This window comes from Rhodoplanes tepidamans (assembly GCF_030813915.1).
Classification (GTDB): Bacteria; Pseudomonadota; Alphaproteobacteria; order Rhizobiales; family Xanthobacteraceae; genus Rhodoplanes; species Rhodoplanes tepidamans.
The window spans coordinates 36104-50264 of sequence record NZ_JAUSUJ010000024.1 but is presented as its reverse complement, the minus strand read 5'-3'; the positions used below and the strand labels follow the sequence as shown (position 1 = coordinate 50264).

Annotated in this window: 11 protein-coding genes; 2 read left to right on the top strand and 9 right to left on the bottom strand. The window is 71.3% G+C overall.

Annotated elements, in window-relative coordinates; translation table 11 throughout:
- Nucleotides 1-8: 8 nt before the first annotated feature.
- From J2S22_RS23995 to J2S22_RS23980, 4 genes are all read right to left on the bottom strand, one after another.
- On the bottom strand, nt 9-773 hold the full coding sequence (locus tag J2S22_RS23995) for a GntR family transcriptional regulator (protein ID WP_272778683.1): 765 nt from the start codon (nt 771-773) through the stop codon (nt 9-11).
- Between the two features lie 92 nt (nt 774-865).
- Entirely contained in the window at nt 866-1705 is an 840-nt protein-coding gene (locus J2S22_RS23990; protein ID WP_272778684.1) for an ABC transporter permease, read from the bottom strand.
- An 11-nt stretch (nt 1706-1716) separates the two neighbouring features.
- Nucleotides 1717-2472, bottom strand: coding sequence for an ABC transporter ATP-binding protein (locus J2S22_RS23985; RefSeq protein ID WP_284701281.1), 756 nt, complete (start codon nt 2470-2472; stop codon nt 1717-1719).
- Between the two features lie 165 nt (nt 2473-2637).
- Complete coding sequence (locus tag J2S22_RS23980) at nt 2638-3666, bottom strand: ABC transporter substrate-binding protein (protein WP_272778686.1); 1029 nt, start codon at nt 3664-3666, stop codon at nt 2638-2640.
- Between the two features lie 194 nt (nt 3667-3860).
- Between J2S22_RS23980 and J2S22_RS23975 the strand changes: the two genes are divergently transcribed.
- Entirely contained in the window at nt 3861-4919 is a 1059-nt protein-coding gene (locus tag J2S22_RS23975) for a zinc-binding dehydrogenase (protein WP_272778687.1), read from the top strand.
- A 29-nt stretch (nt 4920-4948) separates the two neighbouring features.
- Entirely contained in the window at nt 4949-6325 is a 1377-nt protein-coding gene (locus J2S22_RS23970) for an acetate--CoA ligase family protein (protein ID WP_272778688.1), read from the top strand.
- 187 nt (nt 6326-6512) lie between these two features.
- Here J2S22_RS23970 and J2S22_RS23965 read toward each other — a convergent pair whose 3' ends face one another.
- The 5 genes from J2S22_RS23965 to J2S22_RS23945 all read right to left on the bottom strand — a co-directional run bounded on the left by J2S22_RS23965 (nt 6513) and on the right by J2S22_RS23945 (nt 14083).
- Entirely contained in the window at nt 6513-7730 is a 1218-nt protein-coding gene (locus J2S22_RS23965) for a M20 family metallopeptidase (RefSeq protein WP_272778689.1), read from the bottom strand.
- 13 nt (nt 7731-7743) lie between these two features.
- Nucleotides 7744-9345 (bottom strand): gamma-glutamyltransferase, encoded by a 1602-nt coding sequence (gene ggt, locus J2S22_RS23960; protein ID WP_272778690.1) that lies wholly within the window; start codon nt 9343-9345, stop codon nt 7744-7746.
- Between the two features lie 11 nt (nt 9346-9356).
- On the bottom strand, nt 9357-10184 hold the full coding sequence (locus J2S22_RS23955; RefSeq protein WP_272778691.1) for a putative hydro-lyase: 828 nt from the start codon (nt 10182-10184) through the stop codon (nt 9357-9359).
- A 126-nt stretch (nt 10185-10310) separates the two neighbouring features.
- The gene (locus J2S22_RS23950; protein ID WP_272778692.1) at nt 10311-11207 is read right to left on the bottom strand and encodes an NAD(P)-dependent oxidoreductase; all 897 of its coding nucleotides are present in this window, start codon (nt 11205-11207) and stop codon (nt 10311-10313) included.
- Between the two features lie 194 nt (nt 11208-11401).
- Nucleotides 11402-14083: a bifunctional diguanylate cyclase/phosphodiesterase gene (locus tag J2S22_RS23945; RefSeq protein WP_272778693.1), complete on the bottom strand. Its 2682-nt coding sequence runs from the start codon at nt 14081-14083 to the stop codon at nt 11402-11404.
- Nucleotides 14084-14161: the final 78 nt, after the last annotated feature.

Genomic DNA, 14161 nt, shown 5'->3' with positions numbered 1-14161 from the left:
GACGACGCTCAGCCGCCCTCCTCGTGCTGCAGACGGAGCCGCAGAGCCAGCGCGTGGCGGATGTGCCGGCGGGCGAGCTGCTCGGCCTTCCTGGCGTTCCGCTCCTTGATGGCGCGCAGGATCTCGACATGCTCGCGGCGCGCGAGCTCGGTCGAGCCGGGCAGCACGAAGGTGGAGTGGCGCAGCAGGCCCAGCGAATCGACCACCGCGTTCAGCGACTGCAGCAGATAGCGGTTGTGGGCGGCGCCGTAGATGGTCTGGTGCAGCTCGGCGTTGATGACGACCAGCCGGTCGGGGTCGTCCTTGGCGGCGGTCTCGCTCGCCGCGATGGAGAACATCAGGTCGATCTCGGCCGGCGAGGCGTGCTGGGCGGCGAGCGCCGCCGCCGTGCCCTCCAGCACCTCGCGCACCGCGTAGAGCTCGACCAGCTGCTGGCGATCGAGCGAGGCGATCATCAGGCCGTTCCACGGCCCGCTGACCAGCAGCCCCTCGGAGACGATGCGGTGGAACGCCTCGCGCACCGGGGTACGGCTGATGTCGAGCCAGCGCGCCACGTCGGCCTCGCGCAGGTGCCGACCGGAACGGAAATGGCCGCTGCGGATCGCCTCGCGCAGCACCCGGTAGGCGAAGTCGCCGAGCCCCTCGCCGGCCCGCTGCCGCGGCGGCGGCATCGGGAAGCCGGCGTCCTCCGGCCCGGTCTCGTCCGTCGTCTCCGCGGTGCGCCGCGGGGTCCGCCGCCTGTCGCCGCGGGGACTCGTCGCCGCTCGGGCCATGCTCGATCCGTTCGTCGCGGGGGTGTCGTGCGTCGCGCGACGGCCTGACCGCCCGTGCGGGGCCGGCCGCCCGGCCGGGCCCCGTCACCCGGTCAGGTCTTGGTCGCCCAGGGGACCATCAGTCGCTCGACGAACTCCACCGCATAATACAGGACGATGCTCATCAAGGTAAGCACCACCAGGGCCGCGAAGGCGACCGGCGTGCGCGACTGCGACGACGACACCAGGATGAGGTAGCCGAGGCCCGATTCGGAGCCGACGAACTCGCCGATCACGGCGCCGATGACCGCGAACGTGATCGCGATCTTCAGGCCGACGAAGATGTGCGGCATGGCGGTGGGGAAGCGCGCCTTGACGAAGGTCTGGAACGGCGTCGCCGAGAGCGAGCGGATCAGATCCATCAGGGCCGGCGGCACCGCGGTGAGGCCGGTCGCCGTCGCCACCACGATGGGAAAGAAGCACACCAGGAAGACGACGATGATCTTCGGCATGGCGCCGAAGCCGATCCACAGGGCGAGCAGCGGCGCGATGGCGACCTTGGGCACCGACTGCAGCGCCAGCAGGATCGGGTAGATGGTCTTCTGCAGCACCGGCGAGTAGACCACCGCCACCGCGAGCGGCACGCCGAGCGCGATCGACAGGGCGAAGCCGGCCAGCGTCTCGTAGAGGGTGACGAGCGAATGGGCGAGCAGCTCGCGCCACCAGTCGGCGAAGGCCTCGCCGATGACGGTCGGCGACGGCAGCAGCCAAGCCGGGATCTTCGCCTCGCGGACCGCCGCCTCCCAGATCAGCAGCAGCACCGCGAAGGTGACGAGCGGCAGGAGCACGTCCTTGAGCGAGACGCGCTCCGGATCGACCCACGCCTCGGCGCCGTCGTCGGCCTCGGAGGCCCGGTCGGCGAGGGCGCTGTCGGCGGTCGTCGGATCGCTCATGGCGGGCCTCCTCAGGTCCGGCGGATCAGGGCGCGGATCTCGTCCGAATGCGCCTTGAAGGCCGGGGTGAACTGCATGTCGAGGGTGCGCGGCCGCGGCAGGTCGACGTCGATCACCTTCTCGATGCGGCCGGGCCGCGGCGACATCGCCACCACCCGGTCGGCGAGCAGGATCGCCTCGGGGATGTTGTGGGTGACGAACACCACGGTCTTGCGGTGGCGCTCCCAGATGCGCAGCAGCTCGAAGCCGAGATCCTCGCGGGTCATCGCGTCGAGCGCCGCGAACGGCTCGTCCATCAGCAGGACCGACGGATCGTGCACGAGGCCGCGGCAGATCGCGGCGCGCTGCTGCATGCCCCCCGACAGCTCGCCGGGATAGCGGTTCTCGAAGCCGCCGAGCCCGACGAGATCGAGCAGCTCCACCGCGCGCGCCCGCGCCTCCTTCATGTCGAGGCCGAGGATCTCGGCCGGCAGCAGCACGTTGTCGAGCACGCTGCGCCACGGCATCAGCACCGGCTGCTGGAACACGATCCCGACGTCGCGGGACGGCTTGTCCAGCAGCGTGCCGCCGAGCAGGATCTTTCCGCGCGACGGCCTGATGAGGGCCGTGATCAGCTTGAGCAGGGTCGACTTGCCGCAGCCGGACGGCCCGACCAGCGCGATGAACTCGTTCTCGCGAATGTCGAGATCGACCTTCTGCAGCGCCGTGGTGCGGCCGCTGCGCGTCGCATACGTCTTGTAGACGTCGAAGATCTGGATCTTGGTCATCGCACGCGACGTCTCGCTCGCCAGCGCCGCGCTCGACGCCGTCACGGTGGGCTCGCCCGCCGCCCGGCCGCCAGTGGCCGGGTCCGGGAGCACGCCCGGCCGGCTCGTCGCGGGACGGGCCGGCGCGGGTCGCAGGGCGGCGTCCATGCTAGCGGCGCCGGGCGATCACTTCGCCACCATGTCGGTCACAGAGATGTCCTTCACGGTCACCGGCGACTTCAGCGGATAGGCCCCGGCGATGATGTCGATCGTCTTCTGCACGCGGTCCGGATTGATCGCCCCGAGCGCCTCGCCCGGAACCTGGGCGAGCGCCGCGACCGCGGCGGTCTCCGCCGTGGCGACGTCGACGTCCACCTGGCGGTGATACTTGTTCATGATCCTGCCGGCCTCGGCCGGATCGGCGATCGCGTCCTTCAGGCCGCGCAGGGTCGCCGCGACGAACCGCTTCACCAGATCGGGGTTCGACTTGATCGTCTCGTCGGTGGCGATGATGCCGTTCGAGTAGTAGTCGAGTCCCACGTCCGCGTAGGCGAGCTTCACCAGCTCCTTGCCGCCGGCGGCCTTCTTCAGCAGCGCCTCGCCGACCGTGAACTGGCCGATGCCCTCGGCGCGGCCGAGATTGAGCATGCCGGGCAGCGCGTCGCTGGCGGCGACCAGCCAGCTCACCTTGGAGCCGTCGATCTTGGCCGCCTTGGCGTAGGCGTCGAACATCTTCGGCATGGCGCTGAACGCCGTGTCGGCGATGCGCTTGCCCTCGAGGTCCTTCGGCTTGGCGATGCCGGACTCCTTCAGCACGTAGATGGCGTGCGGCGGCTTGGCGTACACCATGGCGACGAGCTTGACCGGGATCTGGTCGTTGCCGCGACCGAGAATGACGGCGGCCGCGTCGGCGAAGCCGAGCTGCGCGGTCTTGGCGGCGACCTGCTTCACCGCGTCGGCCGAGCCCTGGCCGCGCACGATCTCCACGTCGAGGCCGGCGTCCTTGTAGTAGCCCTTGTCGAGCGCGACGTAATAGTAGGCGTGGCGCCCGTTGAAGCCGAAGTCGGTCACGAACGTGACCTTGTCGGCCGCCGCCGCCGGACCGCCGGCCACGGCCGCGGTGACGAGGAGCGCGGCGGCCCCGAGCACGCGCCGCCGCGTCGGGTCCCGCATCGCGGTCGCCCGAGCGCTCTTCCACATCTGCTCGTTCTGCATCTGTCGCCTTCCTTCGTTTCGATGGTGACAGGGAAACCGCCGCGCGGTCCGTTGATTTGTTGTATAACTCGGTATACAAAAATTGCCCCATCGCCGGCAAGCACCCGGCCCGCTGCAAATATGCGCAGGTGCTGCCGAAAATTCAGACAGACGACGCCCGGACCGCACCGGCGCGCCCCAACGAAGAGACCGAAATGACCCCGCAGACCATGAAGGCCGTGATCTTCGAGCGCTACGGCGACCCCGACGTGCTGCGCTACACCGACGTGCCGGCGCCGACGCTGGAACGCGGCGAGGCGCTGGTGAAGGTGCACGCCGTGGCGCTCAACGGCTACGACCTGATGGCGCGCGCCGGCCGCTACAAGCCCAACAAGGGCCGCTTCCCGCACATTCTCGGCGGCGACTTCGGCGGCGAGCTGGTGGCGCTCGACGCCGAGGCGAAGACCGACCTCCCGATCGGCACCCGGGTGACGAGCTGGTGGGTGCTGCCCTGCGGCTACTGCGATCAGTGCATGACCGGGCATCCGAACCGCTGCTCGCGCGACTACCGCTATCTCGGCGCCCACGTTCCCGGGGCCTATGCCCAGTACGTGAAGATGCCGGCGCATCACCTGATCCCGCTGCCGAAGAACGTGACATACGAGGACGCGGCGGCGTTCCCCAACGCCTTCGGCACCGCCTGGCACATGGTGGTGACCCGCGGCGGGGTGCGACCGGGCGAGACCGTGCTGGTGAACTCCGCCTCGTCGGGCGTCAGCATGGCGGCGATCCAGATTTGCAAGCTGATCGGGGCGCGCGTGTTCACGACCTCGAGCAGCGACTGGAAGCTCGAGCGCGCCAAGGCCCTCGGGGCGGACGAGCTGATCAACTACAACACGGTCGACTTCGTCGACGAGGTGCTGAGGCTGACCGGCAAGCGCGGCGTCGACTGCGTCATCGAGCACGTCGGCGGCGACTTCCTCGGCAAGTCGGTCCGCTGCCTCACCCGCGGCGGCCGCGTCGTCACGGCCGGCGGCACCAAGTCCTACGACTGCAGCGTACAGGTCAACTTCATCTTCCACAAGGAGCTGTCGATCATCGGTTCGAACAGCGCGACGAAGCAGGACCTCGAGGCGATGATGCCGATGCTCGACGACGGCCGGCTGAAGACCGTGATCGACCGCGTCTTCCCGCTCGCCGAGGCCGCCGAGGCGCACCGCTATCTCGAGGCCGCCAAGCAGTTCGGCAAGGTGCTGCTGAAGGTCGAGCACTGAGCCGCGGACGCCGAGGAGAGACGACCGTCATGCGAGACATCCGTCCGCTCGTCGCGCCGCGCTCGATCGCCGTGATCGGCGCGTCGACGAACGCCCAGAAATCCGGCGGGGTGCTGTTCCACAACCTGGTGCGCGGGGGCTTCTCGGGACCGCTCTACCCGATCAACCCGAACGCCCCCGAGGTGATGGGGCGCAAGGCCTATCCGAGGCTCGCCGACGTCCCCGAGACGGTCGACCTCGTCTACATCGTGCTGCCACGCGACCATGTCGAGACCGCCGTGAAGCAGTGCATCGCGGCCGGCGCGCGCGCCGCCTCGATCATCACGGCGGGCTTCGCCGAGGCGAGCGAGGCCGGCCGCGCCGACCAGGAGCGCATCCGCGCGATGGCGCGCGAGGCGGGCCTGCTGCTCGGCGGGCCGAACACCATCGGCATGGTCAATGCCGAGTGCGGCATGATGGGCAGCTTCGTGAACTTTCCGCGCTGGGAAAGCGGCGGCGTCTCGCTGTTCACCCAGACCGGCATCTTCACCGGCGCCCTGATGCTCGGCGTGATGAGCGCCGAGACGCAGCGCCTGCCGGTCGGCAAGAGCATCGACGTCGGCAACAAGATCGACGTCGACGAGCTCGACTTCCTCGACTTCGTCGCCGACGACCCCGGCACCACGGTGATCGGCTTCTACATCGAGACGATTCTGCGCCCGGCCGAGTTCCTGGCGCGGGCGAGAGAGGTGCGGAAGAGCAAGCCGATCGTCATGCTCAAGCCGGGCCGCACCGCGGACGGCGCCCGCGCCTCGCTCGCCCACACCGGGTCGCGCGAGACCGACGGCGCCGCGCTCGACGCGGCGATCGCCGAGGCCGGCATCATCCGAGTCGCCGACGAGACCGAGTTCGTCGACGCGCTGCGCACGCTCGCCTTCCTGCCGCGCCCGAAGGGCCGGCGGGTCGGCATCGCCACGACCAGCGGCGCGCTCGGCGTGATGGCGACCGACCTGGTGGTCGAAGCCGGCCTGACCCTGTCCAGCTTCGCGCCCGAGACGGTCGCCCGGATGCGCGGCATCCTGCCCGACTGGCTGCCGCCCGAGAACCCGTTCGACTTCTGGATCGGCATCGACGTGAAGGGCCCGCGCGAGGCGCACGAGGTCGGCCTCGGCGCCATGCTGGCGGACCCGGCGACCGACATGCTGCTGTGCACCCTGCTCGCCCCCGGCAACGCCGACTTCCCGGAGTTCGGCGACCTGATGAAGCGGCTGCGCCGGGAGCACGACAAGCCGGTCGTGCTGGTGATCTACGGTGGCGCCGCCCGCGAGCGCTGGGTCCGCGACATCGAGGGCGCCGGCATCCCGGTGCTGCGCACCACCCGCGACGGCGCTCGCGCCCTCGCCCTGCTGGCGCAGGCGGCGGCATAGTCCGGACCGTGCTCGATCTGCGCGGCGCCGGCGGCGCCGCGGACGCCGGCATGGCCGGGCTCGTCCCCGGCCACCCACGCCTTCCTTCTCGCAGCTTGGAAAGACGTGGATGCCCGGCACGAGGCCGGGCACGACGGGTCATAGGATGACGCGACGCCGACGTTACAGTTCAGCCACGCCGGACAGTTCAGTCACGCTGGCGGTTCAGCAGGGCCAGCGCCGTGCGCGCATAGACCTTGGCGCAGTCGACCACGTCCTGCTCGAAGGCGAAGTCGTCGGTGCCGGCCGACAGGGTCGGCTGCGGGCCGTAGCAGATCGCCGGCACGCCGAGGTCGCGCCATCGACGGGCGTCGCTGCCGGGCAGGCGCACGACGTAGCGGGGCGCCTTGCCGCGCACCGCGGTGACGGCCGCGACCGTCGCCTGGGTGAGCGGGTGGCCGAGCGCCGTCCAGTTGGCGTCCCAGCACTTCACGTTGGTGACGGTCACGTCGGGGTCGCCGTGCGCCGCCTCGCGCACCTGTGCCTCGATCTCGGCCGCGCTGACGCCGGGCGGCAGCCGCACGTCGATCTCGGCCCGCGCCCGCGTCGCGACCAAACTGCGCACGCCGCCGCCCGACAGCGTGCCGACGCTGAGCGAGACGCGCAGCCCGGCATTGTCCGGCCCGCCGGTGACGCCGCCGATCTCCAGCGGCACGGTCGCGTACATGCTGTTGATCGGGTCGATGCGGGTGAGGATGGCGGCGAGCCGCGCCACCGCGGTGCTGCCGGTCAGGGCACGCGACGAGTGGCCGCCGTCGCCCCGCACCTCGACGTCGAGCCACAGCAGGCCCTTCTCGGCGACCGCGAGCTCCATGAAGCCCGGCCCCTCGCCGCTGATCAGGTAGTCGCCGTGCACGTCGGGCCGCGCGGCGAGCAGATGGACGGCGCCGCGCTCGCCGAACATCACCTCGTCGCACACCGCCGTCATGGTGAGCCGGCCGTCGAACCGATCACGATGACGCGCCAAGACCGTGGTGGCGAGGCACTGGGCTGCGAGCGCGCCCTTCATGTTGCCCATGCCGAGGCCGTAGAGCCGGCCGTCGCGGCGCGTCTGCGTCAGGATCGGCACGGTCCAGCGCGATTCGTCGCCGGCCTGCATGGTGTCCATGTGGGCGTTGAACACGACCTGCGGCCCGGCGCCCGCCCCGTCGACATGGGCGACGATGTTGGGCGCCTCGGGATCGCAGAAGACGCGCTCGCTCGGCACCCCGCCGGCGGCCAGGAACGCCTCGACGATCGGCGCGACGCCGGCGGTGTGGCCGGGCGGGCTCATGCTCGGCGCCGCGACCAGGGTTCCGCACAGGCCGACGAGCGTCTCGCGCGCCGCGTCGATCTCGGCATCGATGGTGGTCAGGAGGTCGGTCACGTCGAAAGCATCCTCAATAGCCGAGGGCGAGGCCGTCGCGGCGCGGATCGGCGCCGCCGCGCAGCACGCCCGCCTCGCGGTCGATCCAGATCGCCTGGGCGGTGCCGAGCGGGTTCTCCGCACGCGTCACGGCATGGCCGAGCCGCCGCAGACCGTCGACGACCGCGTCGGGCACCGTGCCTTCCACCTCGAACAGATCGCCGCGGGCGAACATGCGCGGCAGGTCGATCGCCTGCTGCACCGGCAGGCCGTAGTCGAGCATGTCGGTCAGCACCTGCACCTGCCCGAACGGCTGGAACTGGGCGCCGGTGACGCCGAACGGCATCACCGCCTCGCCGTCCTTCGACAGCATCGCCGGGATGATGGTGTGCAGCGGCCGCTTGCCGGGCGCGATCGCGTTGGGGTGGCCGGGCTCCAGCACGAAGCCGCAGGCGCGGTTGTGCAGCACGATGCCGGTCTCCGGGCAGACGATGCCGCAGCCGAAGTCCTCGTAGATCGAGTTGATCAGCGCCACCGCGTTGCGGTCGCGGTCGACCACCGCGATGAACACGGTGTCGCGATGCACCGGACCGGCCGGCGGCAGCGGATCGGCGATGCGGCCCGTCATCGAGACGCGGCCGCGCATCGGTGCGGCGTGCTGCTCCGACAGGAGCCAGTCGACCGGCACGACGCCGGTGCGCGGGTCGCCGACCACGGCGTCGCGCTCGGCATAGGCCTGCCGGCCGATCTCGGACTGGACGTGGAAGCGCTCGACGCTCACCGGATCGAAGGCGGCGAGATCGAAGCCCTCCAGCGCCTTGAGCATCATCAGCGGCACGACGCCCTGGCCGTTGGGCGGGCACTCCCACACGTCCCAGCCGCGGTAGTTCACGGCGATCGGCGTGACGTCGTCGGGCGCGAAGCCGGCGAAGTCGTCGGCCGTGTGGACGCCGCCGAGGCCGCGCAGCGTGCGCGCCAGCGCGGCCGCGATCGGGCCGCGATAGAAGGCGTCGGCGCCGTCCTTCGCGATCCGCCGCAGCGTTTCGGCGAGCACCGGCTGGCGATGCACCGTGCCGGGCCGCGGCGGCGCGCCGTCGCGCAGGAAGGTCGCGGCCGCCGCCGGGTTGCGGCGGAGCTTGTCGACCTGGCGGCCCCAGTCGCGGGCGAGGCGCTCCGGCACCGGGCAGCCGTCCTCGGCGGCCGCGATCGCCGGCGCCAGCAGGCGGGCGAGATCGAGACGGCCGTGCTCGCGCACCAGCCGCTCCCACGTCCCCACGGCGCCCGGGATCGTCACGGCGTGCGGGCTCTCGACCGGAATCTCGCGCAGCCCGGCCGCCCGCAGCGCGTCCAGCGTCGCCCCGGCCGGGGCCGGGCCGGAGCCGTTCAGCGCGACCGGCGTGTCCCGGCCGGCCTTCATCAGCAGCACGAAGCAGTCGCCGCCGATGCCGGTCTGGGTCGGCTCGACCACGGCCTGCATGGCGGCGGCGCACACCGCGGCGTCGACGGCGTTGCCGCCGGCCCGCAGCACGTCGAGGGCGGCGAGCGTCGCCGCCGGATGCGAGGTCGCCACCATGCCGTCGGCGCCCAGCGCCTCGGAGCGGCCGGGCAGCTCGAAGTTCCGGTACCGGTATCCCATCCGCGCGCCGCTCACAGGACGGCGAGGCTGGCGTTGCGCAGATCCGTCACCAGCATCGAGGACGGCGCGTGGGTGATGCAGAACGGCGGCCGCGCATTGGCGACGGCGAGCTGCGGCGTGAGCCCGCAGGCCCAGAACAGCGGCAGCTCGCCCGGCGCGACGGTGCCGTCGCCCACCCCGCGATACTTGTTCGCGAGGTCGACGCCGATCGCCGCCGGGTCGCCGATGTGGACGGGCGCGCCGTGCACGTTGGGAAAGCGCGACGTCACCTGGATGGCCCGGATCGCGTCCGCCGGCTTGAACGGCCGCATCGTCACGGCGAGCTTGCCGTGGAAGCGGCCGGCCGGCCTGGTGTCGATGTCGGTGACGTAGACGCCGGCGACCGAGCCGCGCTCCAGGAAGCGCAGCGGCAGGCCGGCGTCGGCCAGCGCCTCCTCGAACGAGAACGAGCAGCCGAGCGCGAACACCACCAGGTCGTCGCGCCACAGGGCCGTGATGTCGGTCACCTCCTCGACGAACGCGCCGTCGCGGAAGACGTGGTAGCGCGGCACGTCGGTGCGGATGTCGAGATCCGGCGCGAGCGTCGGCAGCCGCGGGTCGCCGGGATCGGAGCGGGCGATCAGCGGGCACGGCGCCGGGTTGCGCTGGCAGAACAGCAGGAAGTCCTCGGCCCAGTCCTTCGGCAGCATGCACAGGTTGGCCTGCACGTGGCCGGGCGCGAGGCCCGCCGTGTAGCCCGTGTAGCCGCCGCTGCGGCAGGCGTGCCGCACCGCGCGGGGGTCGCGCCGGTCGAAGCCGGCGCCCGCCGCGCCGGCCGGTGTGCTCTCCGAAACTGCCATCCGATCCTCGGTCGTCGTGCCGCGCGGCCCCGCCCCGGCAGGCGGGCCGCACTGTCCGGCGCTTTTGTATACCGAATAATACTGGAACGGAAGAGCGGGAGCCTCGCGCCCGGGCCGCCGCCCGCCTCACCCCTTGCGGATGCGGGCGCGGCGGACGTGCTCGACGATGGCGCTGTTGTCCCAGTCGCCCTCGCCGGCCGCGATGCAGCCGGCCATCGCCTCGGCATAGGCGGCGGCGAAGGGCAGCGTCTGGCCCTGCTCGCGGGCGGTCTGCAGGATCAGCGCGAAATCCTTCGCCGACTGGACGACCTTGCCGGCGGTCGAGAAGTCGCGCGTGATCATCTTGCGGCCCTTCACGTCCATGGCCTGCGAGTAGGCGGCGGAGTTGCGGGCCGCCTCGAAGAAAGCGTCGAGCGGCAGGCCGAGCACCTCGGCATAGACGAGGCCCTCGGCGAGCGCGGCGCGGTTGAGGCCGAGGATCAGGTTGGTGGCGAGCTTGGCCTTGGCCCCGTTGCCGACCGGGCCGAGGAAGTAGTGCTTGCCGCTCACCGCCTCGACGACGTCGCGCGCGGCGCCGAGCACGGCCTCGTCGCCGCCGACCAGGCACACGGCCTCGCCGCGCGCCACCTGGTCGCTGGCCCCGGACAGCGGCGTCTCCAGGAAGTCGAGCCCGCGCGGCGCCAGCCGGCCGGCGAGCGCCACCATGCGGTCGGGGTCGCAGGTCGCGAAGTTGAGCACGACGGAGGTCTTCCGCCCCTCGGCCGCGAGGAGGCCGTCGGCGCCCTCGATCACGCTCTCGACCTGGTCGCTGTTGAACACGGCGATCAGCACGCGCTCGCAGCGCCGCGCGATCTCCGCGACGGTGTCGACGGCGGTGCCGCCGAGCCCGGCGAGGCGCGCGCGCGCGTCGGGCGCGATGTCGGTGCCGACCACCGGGAATCCGGCGGCGAGCAGGCGCTTCGCCAGCGCCGTGCCGATGAGACCGAGGCCGATCAGGCCGAGCGGCGAACGCGTGTCCTGCATGATGTCGATCCTGGCGCGAAATGGAATCGGGAGGCGGTGACGGAAGGCGGAACGGGCGGGCCGTCAGGCGGGCATCGGCGACGGCCGCGAGGTCGGTCTTCTCCATAGCGTGACGCGGCCGCGTTGTCAGCGCGGGTCGCGACGCCAAGCGCCGCCCTCGTTATCCGAAAGCGCCACGATATGCCGCCGTCGTCTCAGCCGTGGCTGCGCTCGCCGCTGCCGCGCGGCGAGAAGTCGATCTGGTCGGCCGGTTGCGGCCTGCTGAACAGGAATCCCTGCGCCTGGCTGCAGCCGGCCGCCTGCACCAGCCGGAACTGCTCCCAGGTCTCGACGCCTTCGGCCGTCGTCGCCATGTCGAGCGCGTGCGCCAGGCTCGTCACGGCGCTCACGATGGTGGCGCAGTCGGCACGCTGGGTCATCTCGCCGACGAAGCCGCGGTCGATCTTGATCTTGGAGAACGGGAAGAGACGCAGATAGCTCAGCGACGAGTAGCCGACCCCGAAGTCGTCCAGCACGATGTTGATGCCGAGGTCCGACAGCTCGTGCAGCATGGCGATGATCGAGGCGTGCTTCTGCAGCAGCACCGACTCGGTGATCTCGAGCTCGAGCCGCTGGGGCGGCAGGCCGGCGGTCGTCAGGATGCCGCGCACCGTGGGAACCAGGCCGGGATCGCGGAACTGCACGGGCGAGAGATTGACGGCGACCCGGATGTGCGGCGGCCAGGACATCGCGTCCGTGCAGGCGCGCCGCAGAATCCATTCGCCCAGCGCGACGATCATGCCGGTGTCCTCGGCGATCGGGATGAAGCGATCGGGCGGCAGCTCGCCGAACACCGGGTGACGCCATCGCACCAGCGCCTCGACCCCGCTCGGCTTCCGGGTCGCGACGTCGACGATGACCTGGTAGTGGACGTCGAGCTCGTCGCGCGCCAGCGCGTTGCGCAGGTCGATCTCGAGCACGTGCTGCATGCGGGCCTGCGCGTCCATCTCGATCTCGAAGAAGCGGCAGCAGTGCCGGCCCGCCGCCTTGGCCCGGTAGAGCGCGAGGTCGGCGTTCTTGAGCAGCGTCGAGGTGTCGTCGCCGTCCTCGGGGGCGAGCGCGATGCCGACGCTGATGCCGATGCCGACCCGGCTGCCGTCGACGTCGTAGGGCGCACCGATCACGTCGAGCAGCATCTCGGCGAGCCGCGCCGCCTCCTTGCGCCGGTTCTCGCCGCCCGGCATCAGGATGGCGAACTCGTCGCCGCCGAGCCGGCCGACCGTGCAGTCCTCCGGCACGTGCTTGCGCAGGCGCTCCGCTACCGCCTTGAGGAGCGCGTCGCCGACCGGGTGGCCGAGCGAGTCGTTGACCGCCTTGAACAGGTCGAGATCGAAGATGAACAGGGCGAAGCCTTCGCCGACGTCGCGCAGCCGCCCGAAGGCCTCGTCCATCCGCTCGCTGAACAGCAGCCGGTTGGCGAGATCTGTGAGCGCGTCGTGCCGCGCCATGTGGGCGATCCGCCAGGCGGCGCGCTGGCGCTCGGTCACGTCCTCGTGGGTGGCGACCCAGCCGCCGTCCGGGGTCGGCTGGTTGAGCACGGCCACGATGCGGCCGTCGGGCAGCTCGGTCTGGAGATAGATGCGGCTGCCGTCGGCCAGCCGCTCGCGCAGCCGGGCCCGGTACTCGCGCGTGTCGCCCATGAAGCTGCCGGACGAGACGCGCAGCGCCAGCAGCTCCTCGAGCGTGATGCCGGCCGGCGCGTCGTGCGGTGTCAGCCCGTACATCCGGAGATACCGCTCGTTGCAGATCACCAGCCGCTCGTCGCGATCGAACATGCACAGGCCCTGCGACATGTTGTTGAGCGCGGTGTCGAGCCGGGCGTTGACCTGCTTGAGCTCCTGGGATGTCGCGGCGAGCGAGGCCTCGGACCGGGTCAGGCTGCGGAACTGGACGATCAGGGCGCGCAGCAGCATCACGGCCGCCGCGACGGCGAGCAGGGTCGCGACCGTGATCAGCAGCGAGCGCCGCCGCCACGCCTCGAGCACGAGGTTCTCCGATATGGCGACGTCGACGACCAGCGGATAGCGCTGCAGCGGCGACACCGAGATCCAGCGGCGTTCCGGGTCGAAGTAGCCGGTGCCGCGATACGAGCCGCCGCCTTCCGCCACCACGCTGTACCACGGCGAGTGCGGCGGCAGCCTCTCGCCGGCCCGTCGCTTCGGATCCGGAAAGCGGACCAGGATGGTTCCGTCGGTGCGCGCCAGCAGGAAGGTGCGCCCGGCGAGGGTGGCGACCGCACGCCAGACCCGCTCGAAATAGGAGATCTCGAACCCGGCCGCCACCACCCCGACCAGCTCGCCACGCGCGTCGACGATGCCCTTGCTGAAGAACAGCGTCGGCTCGCCGGTGACGCGGCTCTCGGTCGGCGTGCTGATGAACAGGTCGGACGCCGGGGCGGTGTGGAAGTGCTGCACGTACTGCCGGTCGGCGAAGCTCATGGCGAGCGGCGGCCAGGCACGGGTCGAGTTGAGGAGGACACCGTTCCGATCGGTGACGACGATCACGGCGCGCGCCGGCAGCCGCCGCAGGCGGTCGTTGAGCGTCTGAAACACGGCCTCGGTGCCGAAGTGGCGGCGGAGCGCCTCATCGTCCTCGATGCGGACGGCGGCACCGCGCTCGCGGATCTCGTCGAGGATGTCGACCAGCGGCTCGACGGCCGCCGAGATCTGGTCGCCGATCAGGTGCGCGATGTTCTCGGAGTCGCGTGCGGCGACACGGATCGCGTCCGACCGCAGGCCCCACACGGTCAATCCGATCGCCAGCAGTCCGAGCCCGATCAGGGCTCCGGCCACCGCGATCAACCCATGGAAGGGCAGGACGAGCCGACGTGCCTTCATGAGTTCCCCACGTCCACGCGTGCCATTGTGGACGCGGTGGGTGGAGGAATCGATTCAACTCCCGGTATTTTCTCGCCG

What these genes read in the sequence shown, in the direction of transcription:
- J2S22_RS23975 (WP_272778687.1), top strand. Translation starts at nt 3,861, where the DNA reads ATGACCCCGCAGACCATGAAGGCCGTGATCTTCGAGCGCTACGGCGAC.
- J2S22_RS23950 (WP_272778692.1), bottom strand. Translation starts at nt 11,207, where the DNA reads ATGCAGGACACGCGTTCGCCGCTCGGCCTGATCGGCCTCGGTCTCATC.
- J2S22_RS23995 (WP_272778683.1), bottom strand. Translation starts at nt 773, where the DNA reads ATGGCCCGAGCGGCGACGAGTCCCCGCGGCGACAGGCGGCGGACCCCG.
- J2S22_RS23990 (WP_272778684.1), bottom strand. Translation starts at nt 1,705, where the DNA reads ATGAGCGATCCGACGACCGCCGACAGCGCCCTCGCCGACCGGGCCTCC.
- J2S22_RS23985 (WP_284701281.1), bottom strand. Translation starts at nt 2,472, where the DNA reads ATGACCAAGATCCAGATCTTCGACGTCTACAAGACGTATGCGACGCGC.
- J2S22_RS23945 (WP_272778693.1), bottom strand. Translation starts at nt 14,083, where the DNA reads ATGAAGGCACGTCGGCTCGTCCTGCCCTTCCATGGGTTGATCGCGGTG.
- J2S22_RS23970 (WP_272778688.1), top strand. Translation starts at nt 4,949, where the DNA reads ATGCGAGACATCCGTCCGCTCGTCGCGCCGCGCTCGATCGCCGTGATC.
- ggt (WP_272778690.1), bottom strand. Translation starts at nt 9,345, where the DNA reads ATGGGATACCGGTACCGGAACTTCGAGCTGCCCGGCCGCTCCGAGGCG.
- J2S22_RS23955 (WP_272778691.1), bottom strand. Translation starts at nt 10,184, where the DNA reads ATGGCAGTTTCGGAGAGCACACCGGCCGGCGCGGCGGGCGCCGGCTTC.
- J2S22_RS23980 (WP_272778686.1), bottom strand. Translation starts at nt 3,666, where the DNA reads ATGCAGAACGAGCAGATGTGGAAGAGCGCTCGGGCGACCGCGATGCGG.